Annotated in this window: 23 protein-coding genes; 9 read left to right on the top strand and 14 right to left on the bottom strand. The window is 72.2% G+C overall.

Translation table 11 applies throughout. The features are described from left to right. Positions 1-71 precede the first annotated feature (71 nt). Entirely contained in the window at positions 72-1,355 is a 1,284-nt protein-coding gene (locus Q5530_RS04775; protein ID WP_380632526.1) for a polysaccharide pyruvyl transferase family protein, read from the bottom strand. 107 nt (positions 1,356-1,462) lie between these two features. Between Q5530_RS04775 and Q5530_RS04770 the strand changes: the two genes are divergently transcribed. The 4 genes from Q5530_RS04770 (at position 1,463) to Q5530_RS04755 (ending at position 4,438) form a co-directional block, all read left to right on the top strand. After that, entirely contained in the window at positions 1,463-2,386 is a 924-nt protein-coding gene (locus Q5530_RS04770) for an ABC transporter permease (RefSeq protein WP_415360951.1), read from the top strand. 19 nt (positions 2,387-2,405) lie between these two features. Then, positions 2,406-3,221 carry an ABC transporter ATP-binding protein gene (locus Q5530_RS04765; RefSeq protein ID WP_380632532.1) on the top strand — a complete coding sequence of 272 codons (816 nt, stop codon included), beginning with the start codon at positions 2,406-2,408 and terminating at the stop codon, positions 3,219-3,221. After that, entirely contained in the window at positions 3,222-4,127 is a 906-nt protein-coding gene (locus Q5530_RS04760; protein ID WP_380632535.1) for a glycosyltransferase, read from the top strand. It abuts the gene before it with no gap. A 98-nt stretch (positions 4,128-4,225) separates the two neighbouring features. Next, the gene (locus Q5530_RS04755; RefSeq protein ID WP_415360949.1) at positions 4,226-4,438 is read left to right on the top strand and encodes a hypothetical protein; all 213 of its coding nucleotides are present in this window, start codon (positions 4,226-4,228) and stop codon (positions 4,436-4,438) included. Positions 4,439-4,730: 292 nt separating this feature from the next. Here the strand turns inward: Q5530_RS04755 and Q5530_RS04750 are convergent, their stop codons facing one another. From Q5530_RS04750 to Q5530_RS04725, 6 genes are all read right to left on the bottom strand, one after another. Further along, complete coding sequence (locus tag Q5530_RS04750) at positions 4,731-6,614, bottom strand: glycosyltransferase (protein WP_415360947.1); 1,884 nt, start codon at positions 6,612-6,614, stop codon at positions 4,731-4,733. A 141-nt stretch (positions 6,615-6,755) separates the two neighbouring features. After that, positions 6,756-7,940: a UDP-galactopyranose mutase gene (gene glf, locus Q5530_RS04745; protein WP_380632543.1), complete on the bottom strand. Its 1,185-nt coding sequence runs from the start codon at positions 7,938-7,940 to the stop codon at positions 6,756-6,758. Positions 7,941-7,973: 33 nt separating this feature from the next. Beyond that, a complete protein-coding gene (locus tag Q5530_RS04740) occupies positions 7,974-10,190 on the bottom strand; it encodes a hypothetical protein (RefSeq protein WP_415360945.1) in 2,217 nt (738 codons plus the stop codon). Next, positions 10,187-10,600, bottom strand: a complete 414-nt coding sequence (locus Q5530_RS04735; protein WP_415360944.1) for a GtrA family protein — start codon at positions 10,598-10,600, stop codon at positions 10,187-10,189. Before Q5530_RS04735 ends, Q5530_RS04740 begins: the two co-directional genes overlap by 4 nt. Next, positions 10,597-11,619, bottom strand: coding sequence for a glycosyltransferase family 2 protein (locus tag Q5530_RS04730; protein WP_380632551.1), 1,023 nt, complete (start codon positions 11,617-11,619; stop codon positions 10,597-10,599). The genes Q5530_RS04735 and Q5530_RS04730 overlap by 4 nt, the downstream gene beginning before the upstream one ends. Before the next feature lie 172 nt (positions 11,620-11,791). After that, on the bottom strand, positions 11,792-12,610 hold the full coding sequence (locus Q5530_RS04725) for an HAD family hydrolase (RefSeq protein ID WP_415360943.1): 819 nt from the start codon (positions 12,608-12,610) through the stop codon (positions 11,792-11,794). Between the two features lie 34 nt (positions 12,611-12,644). Between Q5530_RS04725 and Q5530_RS04720 the strand changes: the two genes are divergently transcribed. Together Q5530_RS04720 and lhgO are read left to right on the top strand one after the other, a co-directional pair. Continuing rightward, positions 12,645-13,520: an LLM class flavin-dependent oxidoreductase gene (locus Q5530_RS04720; RefSeq protein WP_415360942.1), complete on the top strand. Its 876-nt coding sequence runs from the start codon at positions 12,645-12,647 to the stop codon at positions 13,518-13,520. Between the two features lie 4 nt (positions 13,521-13,524). Further along, positions 13,525-14,712 (top strand): L-2-hydroxyglutarate oxidase, encoded by a 1,188-nt coding sequence (gene lhgO / locus Q5530_RS04715; RefSeq protein WP_415360940.1) that lies wholly within the window; start codon positions 13,525-13,527, stop codon positions 14,710-14,712. A gap of 322 nt (positions 14,713-15,034) precedes the next feature. Here the strand turns inward: lhgO and serS are convergent, their stop codons facing one another. Then, a complete protein-coding gene (gene serS / locus Q5530_RS04710) occupies positions 15,035-16,285 on the bottom strand; it encodes a serine--tRNA ligase (RefSeq protein WP_380632559.1) in 1,251 nt (416 codons plus the stop codon). Positions 16,286-16,356: 71 nt separating this feature from the next. On the opposite strand from serS, the gene Q5530_RS04705 reads away from it, so the two are divergent. Beyond that, the gene (locus Q5530_RS04705; RefSeq protein WP_415360938.1) at positions 16,357-16,956 is read left to right on the top strand and encodes a DUF6891 domain-containing protein; all 600 of its coding nucleotides are present in this window, start codon (positions 16,357-16,359) and stop codon (positions 16,954-16,956) included. A 42-nt stretch (positions 16,957-16,998) separates the two neighbouring features. Here Q5530_RS04705 and Q5530_RS04700 read toward each other — a convergent pair whose 3' ends face one another. The 3 genes from Q5530_RS04700 to Q5530_RS04690 all read right to left on the bottom strand — a co-directional run bounded on the left by Q5530_RS04700 (position 16,999) and on the right by Q5530_RS04690 (position 19,364). Then, positions 16,999-17,451, bottom strand: a complete 453-nt coding sequence (locus Q5530_RS04700; protein WP_415360936.1) for a DUF350 domain-containing protein — start codon at positions 17,449-17,451, stop codon at positions 16,999-17,001. Positions 17,452-17,536: 85 nt separating this feature from the next. After that, the gene (locus Q5530_RS04695; RefSeq protein ID WP_415360935.1) at positions 17,537-18,697 is read right to left on the bottom strand and encodes a glutathionylspermidine synthase family protein; all 1,161 of its coding nucleotides are present in this window, start codon (positions 18,695-18,697) and stop codon (positions 17,537-17,539) included. A gap of 1 nt (position 18,698) precedes the next feature. Further along, the gene (locus Q5530_RS04690; RefSeq protein WP_415360934.1) at positions 18,699-19,364 is read right to left on the bottom strand and encodes a hypothetical protein; all 666 of its coding nucleotides are present in this window, start codon (positions 19,362-19,364) and stop codon (positions 18,699-18,701) included. A 159-nt stretch (positions 19,365-19,523) separates the two neighbouring features. Between Q5530_RS04690 and Q5530_RS04685 the strand changes: the two genes are divergently transcribed. Then, complete coding sequence (locus Q5530_RS04685; RefSeq protein ID WP_415360933.1) at positions 19,524-20,555, top strand: septum formation family protein; 1,032 nt, start codon at positions 19,524-19,526, stop codon at positions 20,553-20,555. Between the two features lie 4 nt (positions 20,556-20,559). Further along, complete coding sequence (locus tag Q5530_RS04680; protein ID WP_380632572.1) at positions 20,560-20,910, top strand: metallopeptidase family protein; 351 nt, start codon at positions 20,560-20,562, stop codon at positions 20,908-20,910. Positions 20,911-20,983: 73 nt separating this feature from the next. On the opposite strand, the gene Q5530_RS04675 is transcribed toward Q5530_RS04680, so the two are convergent. Genes Q5530_RS04675 through pheA form a run of 3 tightly spaced genes read right to left on the bottom strand, consistent with a single transcriptional unit; the run spans position 20,984 to position 23,204 of the window. Beyond that, a complete protein-coding gene (locus Q5530_RS04675) occupies positions 20,984-21,691 on the bottom strand; it encodes an SDR family oxidoreductase (RefSeq protein ID WP_415360931.1) in 708 nt (235 codons plus the stop codon). Further along, a complete protein-coding gene (locus Q5530_RS04670) occupies positions 21,688-22,314 on the bottom strand; it encodes a histidine phosphatase family protein (RefSeq protein ID WP_415360929.1) in 627 nt (208 codons plus the stop codon). The genes Q5530_RS04675 and Q5530_RS04670 overlap by 4 nt, the downstream gene beginning before the upstream one ends. After that, positions 22,311-23,204 (bottom strand): prephenate dehydratase, encoded by an 894-nt coding sequence (pheA, locus tag Q5530_RS04665; RefSeq protein ID WP_415360928.1) that lies wholly within the window; start codon positions 23,202-23,204, stop codon positions 22,311-22,313. The genes Q5530_RS04670 and pheA overlap by 4 nt, the downstream gene beginning before the upstream one ends. Positions 23,205-23,274: the final 70 nt, after the last annotated feature.

Raw genomic sequence — 23,274 nt, 5'->3', positions numbered from 1 at the left:
CGGACACCGGGGCCGCCCCTGCGCGGCCCGACCCGGCGCAACCCGACCCGACCCCGCCCAGCGCGCCCCGCTCAGCTCAACGCGCCCCACAGGGACGCCATGCCGCGCAGCCCGCGCGGCTTGCTCCCGTTGCCCTCGACGACCGGCGCGGGCGGCTCCTCGGCGGGCGGCTCGGGCTCCGGCCGCACCGGCGGGGTGTAGATCCGGCGGGCCAGTTCGAGCTTCGTCTCCCGGTACTTCGCGAGCAGCTCGGGCGCGTAGCCGCCGCCGGTGGGCGCCTCGGGCACGTCGGTCACGTCCGTGGTCATCGTCCAGGACGAGCCGAGGTCGATCAGCGACCGGTGCTTGGTCGCGTAGTAGTCCGGTCGGACGCTCACCGCGACCCCGCTCGCCCCGGCCGACGCGGCGACCATGTGCAGGTGGAAGCGGGTGGACAGCCACTTCTGGCCGGCCCTGACCGGCAGCCCGTCGCGCCAGATGTCCGAGAACGGGAAGAAGCGCACGTCGGGCAGCTCGTGCTCGATCAGGCCGTAGACCTCGCGGTCCACCCTCGGGATGCCCTCGACGAAGCCGATGTTGTCCGGGGTCGCCCCCCAGGACCGCAGGGTGTCCAGGACCAGCGAGGCCAGCGCGGGCTTCGGCACCTCGATCAGGTCGGACTGGATGCACAGCATGAACTCGGGCAGGTCCTCCTCCTTGCTGTGGAGGTGCGTGCCGAGCCCCAGGAAGGCGTCGTCGACGGTCTTGCCCACGTTCTCCACCCCGGCGGCGTCGAGCAGCTCCGCCGACGGCTCGTCGCGGACGTCGACCACGTCGAACCGCTCGGAGAGCTTGCGCAGCAGCGACGCCGCCTGCGGGGCCGCCGGGTGCAGGCCCTGGCCGGTCATCACGGCCCGACCGCCCGAGCGCCGCACCGCCGCCGCGGCGCCCGCGACGAGCCCGACGTGCCGTGGCCAGATGGCGTTGACGTACCCGCCGCCGATCACGTGCACGATGTCCGCGCTGCTCAGGAGCTCGATGGCCTGCACCCACCGCGGCGCGTGGCCGGGGAACCGCACGGCGTGCTGAACCCACGAGGCGACCTCCCACGGGTCGTCGGAGGGCGCCTCCCAGCACAGCCGCCACAGCGTGTCGACGAACCGCACCCGCGGGTGCAGGCCGCCGAGCAGCACGGTCGCGGGGCCGGGGCTCGCGCAGTCCACCCACACGTCCGCCTCGGGCGCCACGGTGGCGAGGTAGCGCAACCACGTCGCGGTGATCAGCTCGTCGCCGTAGTTGGGGAACCCGGAAGTCCCGACGAGGTAGATGGTCGCTCCGGCCCACGGGGAGGAGGACATCCTCGGGGTTTCAGTCACGCGCTGATGGTAGAGATGCGGTCCGATGATCCCAACAAGGTCACGCACTCGGGCTGCGGTGCCTCCCCGTGACGGGATACGCGCTACCGCCGGTAGTCTCACACATCGTGCAACCCACGAGTACGGTCGATCGACCAGCGGCTCCCCCTGCACCCAACTCGCGCACCTTCGCGCGGGCGTTCGGCGACGTGCGCGACGCATGGCGCCAGCGTGAGCTGTGGGCGCACCTGGGCTGGCAGGACATCAAGCAGCGCTACCGCCGTTCGGTGATCGGTCCGCTGTGGATCACCATTTCGATGGGGACCACGGCGCTCGCGCTCGGGCTGCTGTACTCCCAGCTGTTCGGCCAGACGCTGTCCACCTTCCTCCCGTACGTCACCGCGGGCTTCATCATCTGGAACTTCATCCTCGGTGTCATCACCGAGGGCACCGAGGTGTTCATCGCCAACGAGGGGCTGATCAAGCACCTGCCGGCGCCGGTCACCGTGCACGTGCTGCGCATGGTGTGGCGCCAGGTGCTGTTCTTCCTGCACAACCTCGTCGTCTACGTCATCGTGATGGCCATCTTCTTCCCGGACCTCACGGCGCCGTACCGGATGGAGGGCGACGACTTCCTGCACCCGGGCCTGTCCTGGACGGCCCTGCTGGCGATCCCCGGCTTCGTGCTGATCGCCGTCAACGCCGTGTGGGTCGCGCTGCTGTTCGGCATCATCAGCACCCGGTTCCGGGACATCCCGCCGGTCATCCACAGCTTCATCAACCTCGTCTTCTTCATGACGCCGATCGTGTGGCACGTGGGCGTGCTCAACCGGGTCACCGGTGGGGAAGGCGGGGACGGCGGCGACTGGCGCGTGCTGATCGCCGAGCTGAACCCCATCTACCACTTCGTGGAGATCGTCCGGGCGCCGATGCTGGGCCACGCCCAGGACTGGCACCACTGGGTCGTGGTGGGCGGGTTCACCCTCATCGGGTGGACACTGGCGTTGGTCGCCATGCGCAACTACCGTGCCCGCGTCTCCTACTGGGTCTGAGTGAGGCCACGAATACACCATGGTCAGCATCGACGTCTGGAACGCCTCGGTCGACTTCCCGATCTTCGACGCCAAGTCGAGGTCGCTGAAGAAGCTCGCCCTGGGCAAGGTCGGCGGCAAGATCGGCGCGGAGGGTCGCGTCCCGATCATCGAGGCGCTGCACGACATCAACATCTCGCTCCAACACGGTGACCGCGTCGGCCTGGTCGGCCACAACGGCGCGGGCAAGTCCACCCTGTTGCGGCTGCTCGCGGGCATCTACGAACCCACGCGGGGCAGCTCGCGGATCGTGGGCAAGGTCGCGCCGGTCTTCGACCTCGGCGTGGGCATGGACCCGGAGATCTCCGGGTACGAGAACATCATGATCCGCGGCCTGTTCCTCGGCATGGGCCGCAAGGAGATGGAGAAGCGGGTCGACGACATCGCCGAGTTCACCGAACTGGGCGACTACCTGTCCATGCCGCTGCGCACCTACTCGACCGGTATGCGGGTGCGGCTGGCGCTGGGCGTGGTGACCTCGATCGACCCGGAGATCCTGCTGCTCGACGAGGGCATCGGCGCGGTGGACGCGGCGTTCCTGGAGAAGGCCCGGGACCGGCTGAACGACCTGGTCAAGCGGTCGGGCATCCTGGTGTTCGCCTCCCACTCCGACGACTTCCTGGTCGAGCTGTGCACCACGGCGATCTGGATGGAGGAGGGGCAGGTCAAGTCGCAGGGTTCGCTGCGCGAGGTGATCACCTCCTACAAGGGGCGTGACCCGTTCGAGCACCTGAGCCAGGAGACGCTGGATCGGATCGGTCAGCCGAGGGCTTTGAGCCGGAACGGTGGCGAGTAGGTGAGCGTGGAGAGGGCCCTGCCCCAGGGCGCGGTGGTGGGGGTCGTGGTGACCCGCCACCGGCGGGAGCTGCTGGCCGACTCGCTGAAGGTGCTGGCGTCGCAGACGCGGCCCCTGGACCACCTGGTGGTCGTGGACAACGGGCCGGACCAGCCGGTCGACGACCTCGTCGCGCAGTGCCCGATTCCCACGACGTACCTGGCGTCGCACCGCAACCTCGGCGGCGCCGGCGGCTTCGCCCTGGGGATGCTGCACGCGCTGTCGCTGGGCGCGGACTGGCTGTGGCTGGCGGACGACGACGGCCGGCCCGCGGACGAGACCGTGCTCGCGGTGCTGCTGGAGGAGGCGTCCCGGCGCGACCTGGCCGCCGTCTCGCCGGTGGTGACGAACATCGACCGGCCGGAGAAGCTGGCGTTCCCGCTGCGGCGGGGGCTGACCTGGAAGCGGAACGCGTCCGAGCTCGGCCGCGACTTCCTGCCGGGCATCGCGTCCCTGTTCAACGGCGCGCTGTTCAAGGCGTCGACGGTCGACGTGATCGGCGTGCCGGACTACCGGCTGTTCTTCCGCGGCGACGAGGTGGAGATCCACCGCAGGCTGGTGCGCAGCGGGCTGCGGTTCGGCACGTCCCTGCGGGTCGCCTACCTGCACCCGGACGGGTCGGACGAGTTCAAGCCGATGCTCGGCGGGCGGTTCCACGCGCAGGACCCGGAGAACGAGGTCAAGCGGTACTACACCTACCGCAACCGGGGGTACCTGCTCTCGCAGCCGGGGATGCGCAAGCTGGGGCTGCTGGAGGCGTTCCGGTTCGGGCTGTACTTCATCGGCGTGCGGCGGGACCCGAAGGCGTTCCTGGAGTGGCTGCGGCTGGTGCGGCTGGGTCAGCGGGAGCGGTTCTTCCGCAAGTGAGGTCCGGCCGGGGCCGGGTGGCGGGGTTCAGCCGGCGGCGGAATCGCCGTTGGCGAACCTTCCTTGCCTGGTCGGCGGGGTGCTGGTGAGCTGTGCGCATGGTTTCCGAAGCGCGTAGGACGGCCCTGGTGCTGCACCTGGCCGCGAACCCGAACCCGATTTCCATCAAGGTGCCGGAGGAGACGGTCGCCGACCTCGCGCCGCGCCTGATCCAGGTCGTGCGCAACGGCCACACGCAGGCGATCCCCACCGGGGACGGCAAGGAGTTCGTGGTGAACTTCAGCCACGTGGTGGCCGCGCACTTCGAGTGAGCGCGGGTTGTCGGCGGTTGGGCTTGCGGGCTGCCGGTTGGGCGTGCGGACTGCCGGCTGAACGCACGAACCGCCGGTTGGGCTTGCGGGCCGGCGGTCGAACGCACGGACCGCCGGCTGAACGCACGGGTCACCGGTCGAGCGGGAGCCCGACCGAACGCCTGCCGCCTCCGCTGTCCACAGGCGAACTCCGGCGACCCGAAATCGTCGTACCCCGCCGGCACAATAAAAGCAGGGGTCCCCTGGCGGGGACCCCTGCGGAGCGTTCACCGGCGCGCGGCCGGCCACCGGCTCACCGGTTCTCGAACACCTTGCGCCACGACTCCACCGAGGTCATCTCGGGCAGCGCGTCCCGGTAGGTCTTCTTCATCCGCGGCCACTCCTGGCCCAGCCGGCGGTAGTTGCGCACCACCCGCGCCATCAGCTGGCGGAACTCCTTCGGGTCCCGCTTGCGGAACGCCACGCCGCTGCCGTCGGCGTTGGACACCGTCGCGCTGTCCAGGTTGCCGAGCAGGAACCAGCGGGCGTTGGTGGCCGGCACGTTGATCTGCGGGCGCTCCTCGGTGTGCTTCTCCGGGGTGCGCAGGTTGTGCAGCAGGGCCTTCGACGCCTTCGCCGCGATCACCGCGGGGTTCACCGGCGGCTTGAGCATGGACTCGGCCCGCACCATGTCGAACGTGGGCGGCGGGAACTCGCGGGCCGACGGGAGCACCTGGGCGTCGCTGTAGGTCTTGCGCAGCCGCTGGATGTCCGGCAGGGCCGTGCGCAGGGAGTCGAACAGCCGGCCCGGACCCTCCAGGAAGTCCTCGATGGCCTTCTGCTGCACGGCCACCGTCGAGTACTCCATCGACAGCAGGTGCCGCAGCGACAGCTTCATGCCCTGCTTGACCAGGGTGGAGCGGATGTCGTACGGGCTGTGCAGCGCGGCCATGATGAGCCGGTTGCGGGTGTGGAAGTACGCCTGCCAGTCGGTGGCGTCGTTCTTGTCGGTCCACGGCATGTGCCACACCGCGGAACCGGGCAGCGAGATGGTCGGGTAGCCGTTCTCCAGCGCCCGCAGCGAGTACTCCGCGTCGTCCCACTTGATGAACAGCGGCAGCGGGTAGCCGGTGCGCTGCACGACCTCGCGCGGGAACAGGCACATCCACCAGCCGTTGTAGGTGGAGTTGATGCGCAGGTGGAGCTTGCCGGTCTCGCGCAGCGACTCCTCGCCGAAGTCGTGGTCGGTGACCGCGCCCGGCGCCGCCCGCCAGAAGCAGCTGGCCAGGTCCACGACCTCGCCCATGCTGTGCAGGCGGGCGCGGGCCTGGAGGTTGAGCATGTGGCTGCCGACGATGACCGGCTGGGCGGCGGCGCGGGCGAACGCGTTGGAGCGCAGCACCGCGTCCGGCTCCAGCCGGATGTCGTCGTCCATGAGCATGATCTGGTCGACGTCGGTGTGCTCGATCGCCTCGTACAGGCCGCGGGTGAAGCCGCCCGAGCCGCCGAGGTTGTCCTGCTCGATGACCTCGAGCTTGTCACCCAGCAGGGCGACGGCCTCGGCGTAGCCCTCGGTGTCCCGGACCTTCACCGCGCCCTGGTCGGCGACGAACACCTTCTGCACGACCGCGAGCACCTGGGGGTCCTCGCCCAGCGCGCGCAGGGCGATGACGGCGTCGACCGGGCGCATGGTGGTCATGCCGATGGCGACCTGCTGCTCCGGCAGCACCTGGTCGGTGGTCCAGGCGGCCTCGCCGATCTCCAGCGTGCTGTCGTCGGTGAACACGTCGAACCAGATCCAGCCGCCGTCCTCGAACGGCTTGAGGCTGACCCGGAACTCGACGTCCTCCCACTGCCCGCCGATGCGGACCGGGCGGCCGTCGAGGTGGATGGGGTCGCCGTTGGGCTTGGAGCGGTAGACGTCGAGGCGGCCGGCGCCGCGGACCCGCAGCCGCAGCACGACCTCCTCCACGACCGTCCAGCGCTTCCAGTAGCTGGCCGGGAACGCGTTGAAGTACGACGCGAACGAGACCTTCGCCGACGCCGGGACCGTCACCGAGCGCCGGGACGACACGTGCGCGTGCACGTTCTCCGGTTCGTCCAGGTACAGCGGGCGGACGTCAAGCGGGTCCTCTTCCCGGGGCAAGATCACGCGCTGGAGCACGTGCTTGGGATCGAGGGGGCTCTGCTCGGTCACTGGTTCCCTCCGGACGAACCGCGCGCACGGGCGGTTCGGGTGAGCTGCGGGTGAAGTCCGGCCACCTGGACGAGGTGGCCACGGTGGCACCGACGATACTCCGTCGCACGGCCCGCGCCGGCGACGGAGTACCGGCCCCGATCAGTCCAGGTTGCCGTCGAGCGGCGTGCCGTCGACCAGGTGGGGGGCGATGCGGTTGTCGAACGCGGTGAGCGCCGAGCCGATGGCCATGTGCATGTCGAGGTACTTGTAGGTGCCCAGCCGGCCGCCGAAGAGCACGTTGCGCTCGGCCGCCTCCTGCTTCGCCAGCTCCCGGTACCGCTCCAGCTTGGCGCGGTCCTCGGCGGTGTTGATCGGGTAGTACGGCTCGTCTTCCTTCTCCGCCGAGCGGGAGAACTCGCGGACGATGACCGTCTTGTCCGACGGGTACTCGCGCTCCGGGTGGAAGTGCCGGAACTCGTGGATGCGGGTGTAGGGCACGTCCGCGTCGTTGTAGTTCATCACCGGGGTGCCCTGGAAGTCACCGACCGGCAGGACCTCCTGCTCGAAGTCCAGCGTGCGCCAGCCGAGCCAGCCCTCGCTGTAGTCGAAGTACCGGTCCAGGGGACCCGTGTACACGATCGGGGTGCCGGCCGGGATCTCCTCGCGCACGTCGAAGAAGTCGGTGCTCAGCCGTACCTCGATGTTCGGGTGATCGGCCATCTTCTTCAACCACGCGGTGTAGCCGTCGACGGGCAGGCCCTCGTAGGTGTCGTTGAAGTACCGGTTGTCGAAGGTGTAGCGGACCGGGAGGCGGCTGATGACCGCGGCCGGCAGCTCCTTCGGGTCGGTCTGCCACTGCTTGGCGGTGTAGTCGCGGACGAACGCCTCGTACAGCGGGCGGCCGATCAGCGAGATCGCCTTCTCCTCCAGGTTCTTCGCGTCCTTGGAGTCGATCTCGGAGGCGTGCTCGGCGACCCACGCGCGGGCCTCCTCCGGGCCCAGGTAGCGCCCGACGAACTGCGCGATCAGGCCGAGGCCCATCGGGAACTGGTACGCCTGCCCGGCGTGCATCGCGAACACGCGGTGCTGGTAGCCGGTGAACTCGGTGAACTGGTTGACGTACTCCCAGACCCTCTTGTTCGAGGTGTGGAAGAGGTGCGCGCCGTACCGGTGCACCTCGATACCGGTCTCCGGCTCGGCCTCCGAGTACGCGTTGCCGCCGATGTGCTCCCGGCGTTCGAGCACCAGCACCCGCTTGCCCAGCTGGGAGGCGGCGCGTTCGGCAACGGTGAGGCCGTAGAAGCCCGATCCCACCACGATCAGGTCAAAACCCGCGAAATCCACGGGGTCGAGGTTACCGGTCTGGTAGGTCACGGCTCACCGACCCCCCTGGCGCTTCCAGCGGCGCCCGAACAGGGCCAGGACCAGCGCGCCGACCAGGCCGGCGGCGCCCGCGGCGAGGCCCGCGGCGAAGCCCGGGGGCGTCCACTCCAGGGTCAGCTCGCCCTCGTCGACGCCCTCCGGCAGGTCCACCTGGAGCAGCCCGGCGGGCCCGGTCGTGACGGGCACCTCGCGGCCGTCGACCAGCGCGGTGTAGCCGGGCCAGTTGAGCCGGGCGAAGGTGAGCCGGGCGGGCTCGGCGTCGTCGGTCACGCGGAAGCGCACGGCCTCGGCGGTCTCCTCGGGCGAGGTGTCGGAGAGCACCTCGACGCCCGGGGAGACGGCGCCGAGCCGGCCGTCCGGCCACGCGTGCGGTTCCTCGCGGGCGAGCACGGTCACGGCGTCGTCGCGCTCCCGCACCCGCCACCCGGGCGGGGCGGCGACCTCGTCGAGGAGGCCGCGGTCGACCACGACGGTGTCCAGGCGCATCATCTCGGCGAGCGTGGTGCCCCGGTCGTCCCTCGGCTGCCAGAGGTTCCGGTAGCCGGCCTCGCAGGACTCGCCGATGAAGCTCATGCAGAACGTCTCGGAGAAGTCCTTGAAGCCCATGCCGGTGTAGGTGTTCACCGCGTTGACGCCGGCCGCCCGGTAGGCGGTGCCGAACAGGACGTGCTCCCACGCGCCGTCGGGGCCGCGGCCCAGCCGGTCGACCGCGCGGCGGTCGGCGAACTGCATGGTGGCGCCCTGGTAGCCCGCGAACGAGTCGCGCAGGACCTGCACCGAGTGCGGGTAGTAGTACGGGTTGACGTTGAAGTTGCCGACGAAGGCGGTGGTCTGGAGCAGCAGCACGGCGGCGGTGCCCAGGTGCAGGCCGATGGCCAGCTCGGCGGTGCCGCGCTTGGCGGCCCGCACGGCCAGGGCGGTCAGGGCCGCGACCACGACCAGGGCGACGAGGTGCCAGTTGCGGTGCTGCGGCGTGCCCGCCCACGACAGGTAGGTGGAGAACAGCAGCAGCGCGCCGGAGGCGACCGCGCGGGCCCTGGCCCGGTCGGTGCGCAGGCCCTCGGACAGCACGACCGCGACGAGCACGGCCAGGCCGAGGTAGACCGACTCGATCAGGCGCAGCGGCCAGCGGAACATCCACAGCTGCGACGGGCTCAGCGTCAGCAGCAGGTAGGCGACGACGACCACGCCCACGCCGGCCAGCTCGCGCCGGCGGTCGCGCAGCACGCCCCAGCGCAGCCACGGCACCAGCGGCACCACGAACCAGGCGAAGTAGGCGACCGGGCTGTGCATGGTCGCCTGCCAGTTGCTGATCTGCGGCAGGTAGGTGGGCGCGCTGAGGTTGAGCAGGTCGCCCAGGCCGGGGACCAGCATCCCGTCGTTCCAGATGCCCTGCCCGCTGCGCCACGTCACGGACGAGCTGCCCAGCAGCGCGAAGAACACCAGGGGCACGACCGCGCCGACGCACAGACCGACCAGCACGAGCCGGACCAGGACCGCGCGGCGGCCGCGCACCAGGTTCTCGACCATCAGGCCGACCAGCACGATGCAGATGCCGAGCACGCCGTACGGGTTGCCGCCGGTCACGATGAGGGCGCCGACGAGGAAGACCCAGAACGGGTTCATCCGCCCGTCGGCCATCCGGCGCGCGGCCCACCACAGCAGGGGCACCATCGAGAACGACATCAGGCCCGAGGCCCAGCCGGCGGTGTCGAAGTAGAGGGTGAAGCCGCTGAACGGCAGCGCCACGGCCACCGCGGAGGAGGCCCACCGGGCGGCGCCGTAGTCGCGGGCGACCAGGTAGGTGCCCAGCGCCAGCAGGACCATGAACTGCGCCTTGACCAGCAGCGCGGAGACCGCGAGGTCGGGCAGCAGGGACACCAGGACGTAGTTGGCGACGTAGAGCGGGTTGTAGATGCCGAACAGCGCCTCGGCCGCGTAGTTGCCGCCCATCCAGGCGTCCACGTCGAGCAGCGGCGGCCACTGGCCGTCCCTGATCAGGGTGCCCAGGTGGTGCCAGGTGGGCAGGAACTGGGCGGCGCTGTCGTCCCAGTAGTAGAAGATCCGGTTGTTGACGAGCGGGACCAGCGCCAGCAGCGCGACCAGGGCGCAGGTGGCCAGCGGCCAGACCAGGCCGCCCCGGTCGCCCCTCGTCGCCTCGGGCGCCCGGTCGGCGTCGACCGCGGTCGCCCCGTCGTGGAGCAGGCTCACGCCGTGGCCTCCTGCGGGGAGTCGCTCTTCTTCAGGTCACCGGGCACGTTCCCGCGGAATATCAGCTGGGTGACCAGGAAGGTGATGGGGATGGCGACGACGGCGGCCACGAGGGGCGCGACCGTCTGGTTCATGTGCGCGTGCTCCACCAGCGCCCACAGGCCCGCGGACTGGATCACGAAGTTGGCCAGGGTGGACAGCGGGAACAGCAGGAAGCTCTTCCACGACGGCTTCACCCGGAAGGTGAAGTAGCAGTTGAGGAAGTACGACCCGATCATGCTGAGCACGAACGCCAGCACGTGCGCCGCGAAGTAGGGCAGGAAGGTGGTGAGGCCGACGTAGCAGAGGAAGTACGTCCCCGTGTTCACCACGCCCACGGCGCCGAACCGGACGATGCGGCCCAGGTTCACAGCTTCGCCCCGGTGGTCGGGCGCACCTCGTGCTCCAGGGTGTGCTGGAGCAGTTCCTGGCGGTCGAGACCCGGGCCGAGCGGCACGCTCACCGGGGCGTCGGAGTCACCGCTGACCTCCTTGAGCAGGAAGTGCGGCCGGCGCTTGGTCTCGTAGTAGATGCGGCCCAGGTACTCGCCCATCACGCCGAGGAACAGCAGCTGGAGGCCGCCGATGCCGAGGATGGCGGTGACCAGGGTGACGTAGCCCGGCACGTCCACGCCGCGGATCAGCGCGTCGGCCAGGATCCAGACGATGTAGCCGAACGCGAGGGCGGTGAAGAACCCGCCGAGGTAGACCGCCAGGCGCAGCGGCTGGTTGTTGAACGAGATGACGCCGTCGATGCCGTAGTTCAGCAGCTTGCGGAAGGTCCACTTGCTACCGCCCACCTCGCGGGTCACGTTCTCGTAGTCGACCACGACGGTGTCGAAGCCGATCCACGAGAACAGGCCCTTGGAGAAGCGGTTGTACTCGCCCAGCGACAGCAGCGCCCGCACCGCGCGCTGGCTGAGCACGCGGAAGTCGCCGACGCCGTCCTCCAGCTCGACGTCGACCAGGCGGTTCATCATCTTGTAGTACATCTTCGAGATCAGCGACCGGACCTTTCCGTCACCCTTCCGGGTGCGGCGGGCGACGACCTGGTCGTAGCCCTGGTCCAGCAGCGGTAGCATCCGGGCCAGCAGCTCCGGCGGGTGCTGGAGGTCGGCGTCGAGGATCGCGACGGCCTCGCCCCGGGCCTGGCTGAGGCCCGCGAGCATCGCGGCCTCCTTGCCGAAGTTGCGGCTCAGCGCCAGGTAGCGGAAGCGCGGGTCCTCACCGGAGATGCGGCGCATGACCTCCAGCGTGCGGTCCTTGCTGCCGTCGTCGACCAGGAGCACCTCGAATTCCGGGACGATCGCACTCAGCTCCTTGGTCAGCGCCTCTTTCAGCCTGACCAGACCCTGCTCCTCGTTGAAGCAGGGGATGACCACGGAAAGCATGAGTACTCCTGTGTTTGCCGCTGCGCTGTGAAAAGTGGTGACGTCATCAGGGCGTGGCCCACGGTGTGAGAGCCGGGCTACCAGTCGCGCCGCACGCTAGCACGGTTGACACCGGGCACTTCCGGCGTGGGTACCCCGGATGACCTCCCCGTACCCATCACCGGACGGGGGATCAGAACCACCGCTCCAGGACCAGCGCGACCCCGTCCTCGGAGTTCGCCGCGGTGATCTCGTCGGCCGCCTCGCGGGCCGCCGGGTGCGCGTTGGCCATGGCCACGCCGTGGCCCGCCCACGTCAGCATCGGCACGTCGTTGGGCATGTCCCCGAAGGCCAGCACCCCGCTCGCGGGCACGCCCAGCCGCTCGGCCACGGCGGCCAGGCCGGACGCCTTGGTGACGCCGGGCGCGGCGAACTCCAGCAGGCCCTCGTCGGTGGAGTAGGTCATGGTCACCGAGTCGCCGACCAGCGGCCCCACCGCCCGCGCCATCTCCTCCGAGGTCATGTTCGGGTGCCTGACCAGCAGTTTCACCGCGTCCCGGCCGAGCAGCTCGGCCCGCGCGTGGCCAGGCAGCGGCTGCGAGCCCTCCGGCCACGGGTGGAGGTAGTGCGCGTCGGAGACGAACTCGGCCTCGGCCGGGCGGCGGGCGCTCCCGCCGACCCGCTCGGAGGCCAGCGCGCAGCCCGGCAGCGCCTCGTCGAGCAGGGCGGCCAGGTCGGTCAGCTGCACCGGGGACAGCAGCTCGGCGGCGACCACGCGGTCGGCGGCCAGGTCGTGGAGCACGGCCCCGTTCGAGCACACCGCGTAGCCGGTGAGGCCGGCGGCGTCGGCGATCTCGGGCACCCACCGCGGCGGGCGGCCGGTGGCCAGCACGAACGGGACGCCCGCGGCGAGCACGCGGCCGATCGTGGCGGTGGTGCGGGGGCTGAGCCGGCCCAGCGGGCCGAGGAGGGTGCCGTCGACGTCGGACGCCACGAGGGAAGGTCTCTGCACACCCCCATGGTGCCTGGTCGGATACCGTCGCCGGGTGCGCACTGGGATTGTGATCCTCCCCGAACACCGCTGGTGGATGGCCGAACACAAGTGGAAGGCCGCCGAGGAGTACGGCTTCCACCACGCCTGGACCTACGACCACGTGGGGTGGCGGTCCCTGGTGGACGGTCCCTGGTTCGGGGCGGTCCCGACGCTCACCGCCGCGGCCGCGGTCACGCAGCGCATCCGGCTGGGGACGCTGGTGGCCTCGCCGAACTTCCGCCACCCGGTGCCGTTCGCCCGGGAGCTGCTGGCGCTGGACGACATCAGCGACGGCCGCTTCACGCTCGGCGTCGGCGCCGGTGGCCGGGGCCACGACGCGCAGGTCATGGGCGGTCCGCCGGCCGGCAGCAGGCAGGGCCGGTTCGAGGAGTTCGTGGCGGCGCTCGACCTGCTGCTGACGCGGCCGCGCACGAACTTCGACGGGGAGCACTTCCGGGTCCGGGACGCGCGGAGCGCGCCGGGGTGCGTGCAGCAGCCGCGGCTGCCGTTCGTGGTCGCCGCGAACGGGCCGAGGGCGATGGCGGTCGCGGCGAAGTACGGCACCGGCTGGATCACCACCGGGCCGGAGGCCGACGACGAGGGCGCGTGGTGGCGCGGCGTGGCCGAGCTCACGGACCGGTTCCGGGAGGAGCTGGCCCGGATCGGGCGGGCGGAGGGCACCGTCGACCTCCACCTCAACGCCGACTCGTGCCCGGTGTACTCGCTGACCGGCGTGGAGCACTTCCGGGACGTGGCCGGGCGGGCCCGGGAGCTGGGGTTCACCGACCTGGCCGTGCACTGGCCGCGCGCCGACGGCGTGTTCGCGGGCAGCGAGGCCGTGCTGGAGCGGGTGGCGGCCGACGTGCTGCCCGAGCTGGTCAGGGGCTGACGGCGTGCGACGGGTGGTGGTGGTCGGCGGCGGCATCGTCGGCCTGGCGACCGCGCGGGAGCTGGTGCGGCGCGGGCACGCGGTGACGGTCCTGGAGAAGGAGGCGCGCTGGGGCGCGCACCAGAGCGGCCACAACAGCAACGTGGTGCACGCGGGCCTCTACTACCGGCCGGGGTCGCTGAAGGCGCGCATGTCGGTGGCCGGCAACGCCTCGATCGTGGCGTTCGCCCGGGAGCACGGGGTGCCGGTCGAGGTCTGCGGCAAGCTGGTCGTCGCCACCTCGCGCGACGAGCTGCCGCGCCTGGAGGCGCTGGCCGGGCGGGCGGAGGCCAACGGCGTGCCGGTGCGCCGGGTCACCGCCGAGGAGGCGCGCGAGCACGAGCCCGAGGTGGCGGCGGTCGCGGCGCTGCGGGTGGAGAGCACCGGGATCATCGACTTCCCGGCGGTGTGCCGGGCGCTGGTGGACGAGCTGGAGGGCCACGACCTGCGGTTGGGCACCCCCGCGCTGGCGATCCGGCGGGCGCTCGCCGGCGGCGGCGTCGAGGTGGCCACGCCGGACGGGGTGGTGCGGGCGGACGCCCTGGTCAACTGCGCCGGCCTGCACAGCGACCGGGTGGCCAGGCTGGCGGGCGTGGCGCCGTCGGCGGCGATCGTGCCGTTCCGGGGCGAGTACTACGAGCTGCGGCCCGACCGGCGGCACCTGGTGCGCGGGCTGATCTACCCGGTGCCGGACCCGGAGCTGCCGTTCCTGGGCGTGCACCTGACCCGGATGCTCGACGGCAGCGTGCACGCGGGCCCGAACGCGGTGCTCGCGCTGCGCCGCGAGGGGTACGCGTGGCGCGACTTCTCGGCCGCCGACGTGGTGGACGTGGCCCGGTTCCCCGGCACGTGGCGGCTGGCGCGCCGGTTCGCCCGCACCGGCGCCGAGGAGGTGCTGCGGTCGTTCTCGCGGAAGCGGTTCGCGGCGAGCCTGGCCCGCCTGGTGCCCGCGGTCGGGCCGGACGACCTGGTCCGGGCCGAGGCGGGCGTGCGGGCGCAGGCCCTGCGCGCCGACGGCTCGCTGGTCGACGACTTCCTGGTCGACACCGCGCCGCGGCAGGTGCACGTGCTGAACGCGCCCTCGCCGGCGGCGACCTCGTCGCTGGAGATCGGCAGGCACGTGGCGGGCGAGGTGGAGCGCAGCTGGGCCTGAGGCGCGGCCGGCGTGGAAGGCGGCTGGCGCGGGCGGGCTGGCGCAGGCGGACTGGAACGCGGCCAGCGTGGGCAGGCTGGACGCGGCCGGCGTGGAGCAGGGCCGGGCGCGGGGCGGGCTGGAGCGCGGGGCGGGGCTGGACGCGGCCGGCGTGGAGCAGGGCCGGGCGCGGGGCGGGCTGGAGCGCGGGGCGGGGCTGGAGCGCGGGCGGCGTGGAGCAGGCCGGGCGCGGGCGGGGCCGGCGCGGGCTGGAACGCGCCCGGGGCGGAGCACGGCCCGACCCGGAGCGCCCCCGGCCGCGCGGCCGGGGGTGCGGGGCGCCCTAGTTGGGCTTGAGCACGTCCAGGCCGAGGAACGGCCGCAGCGCCTCCGGCACCACCACCGAGCCGTCGGCCTGCTGGTGGTTCTCCAGGATGGCCACGATCCACCGGGTGGTGGCCAGGGTGCCGTTGAGCGTGGCGGCGATCTGCGGCTTGCCGTTCTCGTCGCGGTGGCGCACGTTCAGCCGGCGGGCCTGGAACGTGGTGCAGTTCGAGGTCGAGGTCAGCTCCCGGTACGCCTGCTGGGTGGGGATCCACGCCTCGCAGTCGAACTTGCGGGCCGCGCTGGTGCCGAGGTCGCCCGCCGCGGTGTCGATGACCCGGTAGGGCACCTCGACCTTGGCCAGCATCTCCTCCTCCCAGGCCAGCAGCCTGGCGTGCTCGGCCTCCGCGTCCTCGGGGCGCACGTAGGAGAACATCTCGACCTTGTTGAACTGGTGCACGCGGATGATCCCGCGGGTGTCCTTGCCGTAGGAGCCGGCCTCCCGGCGGTAGCACGACGACCAGCCCGCGTACCGCTTCTCGCCGTCCAGGATCTCGTCGGCGTGGTAGCCCGCCAGCGGCACCTCCGAGGTGCCCACCAGGTACAGGTCGTCGGCTTCGAGGCGGTAGACCTCGCTCGCGTGCGCGCCCAGGAACCCGGTGCCGGCCATGATCTCCGGGCGGACCAGCGTGGGCGTGATCATCAGGTCGAACCCGGCCGCGGTGGCCTGGGCGACGGCCATGTTGAGCAGCGCCAGCTCCAGCCGCGCGCCCACCCCGGTGAGGAAGTAGAACCGCGAGCCGGAGACCTTCGCGCCGCGCTCCATGTCGATCGCGCCGAGCCGGGTGCCCAGGTCCAGGTGGTCCCGGGGCTCGAAGTCGAACTCGCGCGCCGTGCCCACGTGCTTGAGCACCGCGTAGTCGTCCTCGCCGCCCTCGGGCGCGTCGGGGTGGACCACGTTCGGGATGGCGCGGTGCAGCTCGGCCAGCTCCGCCTCGGCGGCGGACTGCTCGGCCTCGGCGGCCTTGACCTCGGCGGACAGCTCCTTGCCCCGGGCGAGCAGCGCCTCGCGCTCCTCGCCCCGGGCCCGGCCCACCTGCTTGCCGAACGCCTTCTGCTCGCCGCGCAGCGCGTCGGCGCGGGCCACCGCGGCCCGGCGGCGCTCGTCGGCGGACAGCAGCGCGTCGACCACGGCCTCGTCCTCGCCACGCGCGCGCTGCGACGCGCGGACGGCCTCCGGGTTGTCGCGCAGAGCCTTGAGGTCAATCACGCGGAGCAGCGTAGTACCTGGCCGCCGCGCCGACGATCGGGATTGTCGGTGCCGTCGGGCAGGATGCCCGCGTGGCTGATCGAACGGACGACACCCCCGACCTGCCCGCCGACGTGCTGGCGGAGGTCGAGGAGCACGCGCGCGACGTCGTGCACGGCGGTTTCACCTCGTTGGCGGACGCCGTGGCGGACGTGACCGACTACTTCGACGACGAGGGCCGGGTGCCCCCGGCGGCCGCGCGGGCGGTCGTGGAGCGGGTGTGGCGGGAGCGCGTCGCCGAGCAGGAGGGGTGGCCGGGGACGACGGACGTGGACCGGCTGCTCTCCGTGTTCGAGGACCTGGAGGCGGGCGGCGTGGTGGCCCGCGCCGACTTCACCTGCTGCCAGACGTGCGGGCACGCCGAGATCGGCGACGAGGCGGCGGAGGGCGCGCACGGCTACGTGTTCTTCCACCGGCAGGACACCGAGGGCGCGGTGCACGGCGGCGGGGTGTGGCTCGCCTTCGGCTCGCTGGTCGACGGCGGTGACCCGGTGGCGGCGGACACGGCCGTGGCGCGGGAGGTCGTCGAGGCGCTCACCGCGGGCGGGCTGCCGGTCGAGTGGGACGGGTCGGTCCGCACCCGCGTCAGGGTCGGGCCGCTGGACTGGCGGAAGCGCCTGCCGGTCGGCTGAGGCGCGCCGGGGGGCGCACCCGGGCCGGGTGCGCCCCGGGTGCTACGAGATGGCGACGGCGACCACGAGGCCGAGCGCGACGTGCGCGGCCGCGACCACGGCGCTGGCCGGGGCGAACCGGTCGGACTGGATCAGCGAGCCGATGTCGAGCCGGGTCACCCACTCCAGCAGCCGGACCGCGAGCACCTGCACGACGATGCCGACCAGGCCGAAGATCAGCGCCGACAGCAGGCCCTCGGCCAGCTTGCCCTCCGAGCTGTAGATGGCCACGACCACGATCAGCGCCATGCTGACCAGGCCCGCGGAGGTGACGATGACCGCGTTCGGGTGGCCGTCGCGCACCAGCGTGCTGAGCTTGCCCGGCGTGGTCCAGTCGATCGCGTAGAAGCCGAAGACCATCAGCAGCAGGCCCACGATGGCGTAGAGCGCGATGGCGCCGACGCCCTGGCCGATCGAACTGCCGAAACCGGGGTCCAACGCGAGGTTGGTGATCACTGACCCTCCAGGGGGTGCGGGTTGGGGATGTGCGCCGCCGGTGAAGGAGCCGGTGACGGGATCGGTTCGCCGGGGGACGTGCCCATCAGGCGATCCGGTGCGGCACGAACGTCGCGCCGTCGTCGGTGACGAGGCCGACGGTCTCGCGGATGCCGAGGCCCGCCGAGGCGTCGCCCACGACCCACGCGCCGAGCGCCGGCCGGTAGCCGTCGAACTCGGGCAGCGGGTCGAACAGCTGGTAGACGAAGCCCTCCTTGCCGTAGACCCCGGTGGTCTGGGTCTCGTAGCCGGGGGCGACGATCTGGATGTTGGCGCCCTCCCGGCCCAACCGCGGCTTGCGCACGTACTCGGTCAGCAGACCGGGGTCGTCCAGGAACGCGGGCAGCAGGTTGGGGTGGCCGGGGTACATCTCCCACAGGACCGCGAGCAGCGCCTTGTTCGACAGCAGCATCTTCCACAGCGGCTCGACCCACAGGGTCGCGGGCAGGCTCTCCACGGCGAAGCGGCCGAACTGCTCCTCGGTCACCCACTCCCACGGGTAGAGCTTCACCACCGTGCCCATCGGGGCCTCTTCGAGGTCGACGAACCGCTTGAGCGCCGGGTCCCAGCCGATCTCCTCGATCGCCAGGCCCACGGTGTCCATGCCCGCCTCGGCCGCGGTCTCCTGGAGGTAGGCCACGGTGACGTGGTCCTCGCCCGAGGGCTCGGAGCCGGACCAGGTGAAGTGCACCTCGTTGGACGGCAGCCGCGAGGTGATCTCCGCCCAGCGCTCGACCAGCTTCTCGTGGATCGAGTTCCACTGGTCGTCGTCCGGGTGGGTGTCGGTCTTCCAGTTCCACTGGACGACCGACGCCTCCAGCAGCGACGTGGGCGTGTCGGCGTTGTACTCCAGCAGCTTGGCCGGGCCGCCGCCGTCGTAGCGCAGGTCGAACCGCCCGTAGACGTGCGGGTCGCGGCGCCTCCACGACTCGGCGATCGCCGGCCACAGCCACTCGCCGATGCCGAAGTCGCGGTAGCGCTCGGTGAGCACGACGTTGTCGACGGCCTCCAGGCACATGCCGTGGAGCAGCTCGACGTCCGCCTCCAGGGACAGGACCTCGCTCATGTCGAACACGTAGTGCGCGGACTCGTCCCAGTAGGGGCGGGGGGTGCCGTCGGTCCGCTTGCCGGGCGCGCCGAACACCAGGCCCTGCTCGGAGACGGTGCGCTGCCAGTTCGGCCGGGGCGAGGAGGACTCGCGACGCAACTCAGCTGCTCCCGCTCTTGCTGCCGCCGGAGACGCCGAAGCCACCCCGCTGGATCACCTTGCCCGAGGACGTGCTGACGCTCGCGCCCTTGGGCAGCGTGTAGCTGCCGCCGCTGACCTTCTGGCCGACCGGCGTGCTCGGACCGCCGTAGTGGTAGCGGTAGGAGTTGCCGCCGATGTAGAAGAAGCCGCCGCTGTGGTAGCCGCCGTGGCTGTTGACGTAGTTGTCGTCGCAGTAGTCGTCGTCCACCACGACGTCGTTCATCGTGCACTGGGCGTCGACCTCGTCGGGGCTGGCGGCGGCGTACCAGATGGCCACCACGCCGACCACGCCGACGACCACGCCGCCGCTGATCAGCAGCCGTTTGCGCAGCTTCTTCTTGCGCTTCTCCTCCGCCTCGCGGGCGAGCTCGGCCTCGCGCTCCTGCTGGGCGAGCCGGGACCGCGCGCGCTGCTCGGCCACCGTCGGCGGCCGGGGCTTGGTCTTGCCCGGCTCCTGGTTGCGCACCTGGCCGCGCCCGCCCGACCGACCGCCCTGCTGCGACGTCGGTGCGGGCACGTACGGCGGCGGCGCGCCACCCGGCGCGGTCGGCACGTTCGGTCCACCCTGGCCCGGCCTGCCCTGGTCGGGCGTGCCGGTGTTCCCGGTGTTGTCGTTCTCAGTCATCAGCCACTCCCGGCGGGGACGGTACCGAGATCGGCCGCCATTTGGGTGACGAGTGTCCAATTAGCAACACTCGGCACCCGGGCGGCGGGCGTCCCGGACGGCACAGGCATCATGGAGTAGATGTCCGCGAGCGCCCGTTGGTTTCGTCGTGGTGACCACATGGTCATGCTCGGCGCGTTCGCGGGCGCGTTCGGCCTGCTCGCGCTGAGCACCTTCACCTCCTGGCCGGTGGGCGCGGGTGGTGGCTCGCTCCAGGGCGGGTCGACCCCGGTCAACCCGGTCCTGGTGGCCCAGGCGGGCGACTGCCTGAACTGGACCAGGAAGGACCTCTCGGACATCGCGAAGGTCGACTGCTCCGCCCAGCACCTGTTCGAGGTGACCGGTGTGGCCGACATCTCCTCCTCGCACGGCCCGCAGGCGCCGTTCCCGGACGACGTCCAGTGGCAGGAGATCAGCCAGGAGTACTGCGCCCGGGCGTCGCTGGAGTACCTGGGCGGCGAGTTCGACCCGTTCGGCAAGTACACCGTGGGCCCGCTCAACGCCGGCTCGCGGCTGTGGGGCGAGGGCGACCGGGCGGTGCGCTGCGGCCTCCAGGTGGCGGGCCCGGCGGGCGGCCTGCTGCCCGCCTACGGCACCGCCCGCACCCAGGACCAGTCCGACGTCTACGACCCGGGCGTGTGCCTGGGCATCACCGAGGCCCGGTCGGTCGGCGACCCGGTGGAGTGCGCCAAGCCGCACACCTACGAGATCGTCGGCGTGGTGCCGCTGGCGCCCGGCGACTACCCGGCGCCGGAGCAGCAGGAGGAGTTCCTGGCGGGCGAGTGCGACCGGATCGCCAAGGAGTACACCGGCGGCGCCGACCTCAGGGCGCGCGACCTCGTGGTCGCGTGGGACACCCGGGCGCCGGAGAGCTGGGCGGCCGGGTCGCGGCTGACCAACTGCAAGGTGGGCGCGATCCCCGAGAACAACCTGCTGGTGGCGTGGGAGGGCAGCGTCCGCAACCCGGACGCGCCGCCGCTGACCACCTCGAACCCGCCGCAGACCACCGCCGTGCAGCAGGACGAGCCGACCGGGGCGCCGCTGCACTCGCAGTCCAACTCGGCCAGTGGCTCGCCCACCCCGACCTCCTCGGGCCCGGAGACCACGGCGAGCACCGGGACGAGCACGACCGAGCCCACCACGACGAGGTGACGACGTGCCGGTGGAGATGTCCCGTCAGCGGTTCGAGGAGCTGGTCTCCGAAGCCCTCGACCTCATCCCGCCGGCCTTCGCCGGCGCGATGGACAACGTGGTGGTCCTGGTCGAGGACCGCCACCCCGACGAGCCGAGCCTGCTCGGCCTCTACCACGGCATCGCGCTGACCGAGCGGACGATGGACTACGGCGGGGTGCTGCCGGACCGCATCACCATCTACCGCGAGGCGATCCTGGACATCTGCCGGGACGAGGACGAGGTGGTGGACGAGATCGCCATCACCGTGGTCCACGAGATCGCGCACCACTTCGGCATCGACGACGACAAGCTGCACGAGCTGGGGTGGGGTTAGCCCGGTCCGTGCGGCGCCGGGGGCGCCCGGGGCCGGACCTCCCGGGCCCCGGAGCGCCGGGCGCCCGGCGCCCTCAGCCCACCAGGTCGCGGTAGAAGACCGCCGGGTCGCCCGCCAGCGACGCCTTCACGTGCGCGCTCCAGTCGTCGACCAGGACCTCCACCGCGCCCGCCTCGACCCCGTCCAGGGCGGCCCGCGCCACGTCCGCCGGCTGGTTGATCGGGTCCAGGCCCGTGCCCGCGATCATGTCGGTGTCGGCGCTGCCCAGGTGCAGCGCGGTGACCAGGGTGCCCTGACCGGCCAGTTCGAGCCGGATGCCGTTGGTCAGGCCCCACTGGGCGGCCTTCGCGGCGGCGTAGGCGCCGGTGCCCGGCGCGGAGAACCACGACAGCGCCGACAGCACGTTGACGATCGCGCCGCCGCCGTTCGCGGCCAGCACCGGGGCGAACGCCCGCACCACGTCGAGCGTGCCGTAGAAGTGGGTGTCCATCTCCAGGCGGATCTTCGCCAGGTCCCCGCCGACCAGGTCCTGCGCGGTGTTGATGCCCGCGTTGTTGACCAGCAGCGCGACGTCCCCGGCGACCTCCGCGGCGGCGGCCACCGAGCCGGGGTCGGTCACGTCCAGGCGCAGCACCTCCACGCCCGGCAGGTCCACGGTCCGGGGGTCGCGGGCCGTCGCGTACACCCTGGCCGCGCCGCGTTCGAGCAGGTGGCGGGCGAAGTGCCGGCCGATGCCGCGGTTGGCGCCGGTGACCAGGGCGGTGGAGCCGTCGATCCTCATAGCGGTAACTCCTGCGAGATCACGTCCACGCCGGTCCACGACGTGCACAGCCAACCCTCGGGGGTGCGTTCCAGGACCACGCGGCCGGTGTTGGGCAGCAGGCCGGAGCGGGCCAGTTCGGGGCCCACGTTGACGGCCAGCGCCAGCGCCGCCATGCGCAGCGAGGCGCCGTGGCTGACCAGCACCGCGGTCTCGCCGTCGCGGTGCCGCGCGGCGAGCCGCTCCACCGCGGCCAGGTAGCGGTCGAGGACCTGCCGGCCGCTCTCGCCGCCGGGCAGCGGCGCGTCCAGCTCGCCGTCGCCCCACCGCTTGGCCACCGCCAGGAACGCCTCGAACGCCTCGCGGTCGTGCCGCCCCTCCAGGTCGCCGCAGAAGACCTCCTGCACGCCCTCGACGACCTCGACCTCCAGGCCGTGGGCGGCGGCGACCGGCGCGGCGGTCTGCTGCGCGCGCACGGCCGTGCTGGCGTAGACGGCGGCCACCGGCTCGTCCGCCAGCGCCTCGGCCAGCGCGGCGGCCTGGGCCACCCCGGCGTCGGTCAGCGGCGGACCGGGCGGCAGCGAGTCCAGGGCCATCCTGACGTTGGAGGCGGTCTCGCCGTGCCGCACCAGGACCAGCTTCACGCGCCCCTCCCCTCTCGCACGGCGGCCACCCACGCGGCGGCCGAGACGAACTCGTCGTTGCCCGCGGGCGTCCCGCCCGGCTCGGCCCTCGGGTAGGAGCCGAGGAACCTCAGGTGCTGGCAGTGCCGGTGCAGGCCGGCCAGCGCGTCACCCACCCTGGGCTCGGCCACGTGGCCGTCCATGTCGATGGAGAAGCGGTACTCGCCCAGCCTGTCCTTGGTGGGGCGCGACTCGATGCGGGTCAGGTTGACGGCGCGCAGCGCCAGCTCCGACAGCAGGTCCGCCAGCACGCCGGGCCGGTCCGCGACCGTGCACACCACGGAGGTGCGGTCCCGGCCGGTCGGCTCGGGCAGCGGGCCCGGCTTGCGCAGCAGCAGGAAGCGGGTCTTGGCGTCGCGCACGTCGGCCACGTCGGCGGCCAGCACCTCCAGCGGGTAGTGCCGGACGGCCACCGGGGCGCTCACCGCGGCGTCGAACTTGCCGTGCAGCACGGCGCGCGCCGCGGCGGCCGTGGACGTGGTGGCGACCACCTCGGCGTCGGGCAGGTGCTCGGCCAGCCAGCGGCGCACCTGGCCCAGCGCGTGCGGGTGGCTGGCGACCGTGCGCACGGGCTCGTCACCCGGCCGCTTGAGCACGCTGAACCGCACCGGCAGCACCGCCTCCGCGACCGCGACCAGCGGCTCGCCCTCGGTCAGCGCGTCCATCGTCGCGGGCACGGCGCCCTCGACGGAGTTCTCCACCGGCACGCAGGCCGCCTCGGTCTCCCCGCGCCGGGTCGCGGCCAGGGCGGCGGGCACCGTGTCGAACGGGACCAGCTCCTGCTGCGGGGTGGCGAAGCCGCGTGCGGCCTGCTCGGTGAAGGTTCCGCTGGGGCCGAAGTAGGCGAGCACGACCGCAACGATACGAGGAGCACGCCAAGTGATCGGCGTTGAGGCGAGGATCACCCGCCCGGCGGGTGCC

Source organism: Saccharothrix sp. BKS2 (genome assembly GCF_047689505.1).
Classification (GTDB): domain Bacteria; phylum Actinomycetota; class Actinomycetes; order Mycobacteriales; family Pseudonocardiaceae; genus Actinosynnema; species Actinosynnema lopnurensis.
The sequence above is the reverse complement of the archived record's forward strand: the minus strand, read 5'-3'. Positions and strand labels throughout refer to the sequence as shown.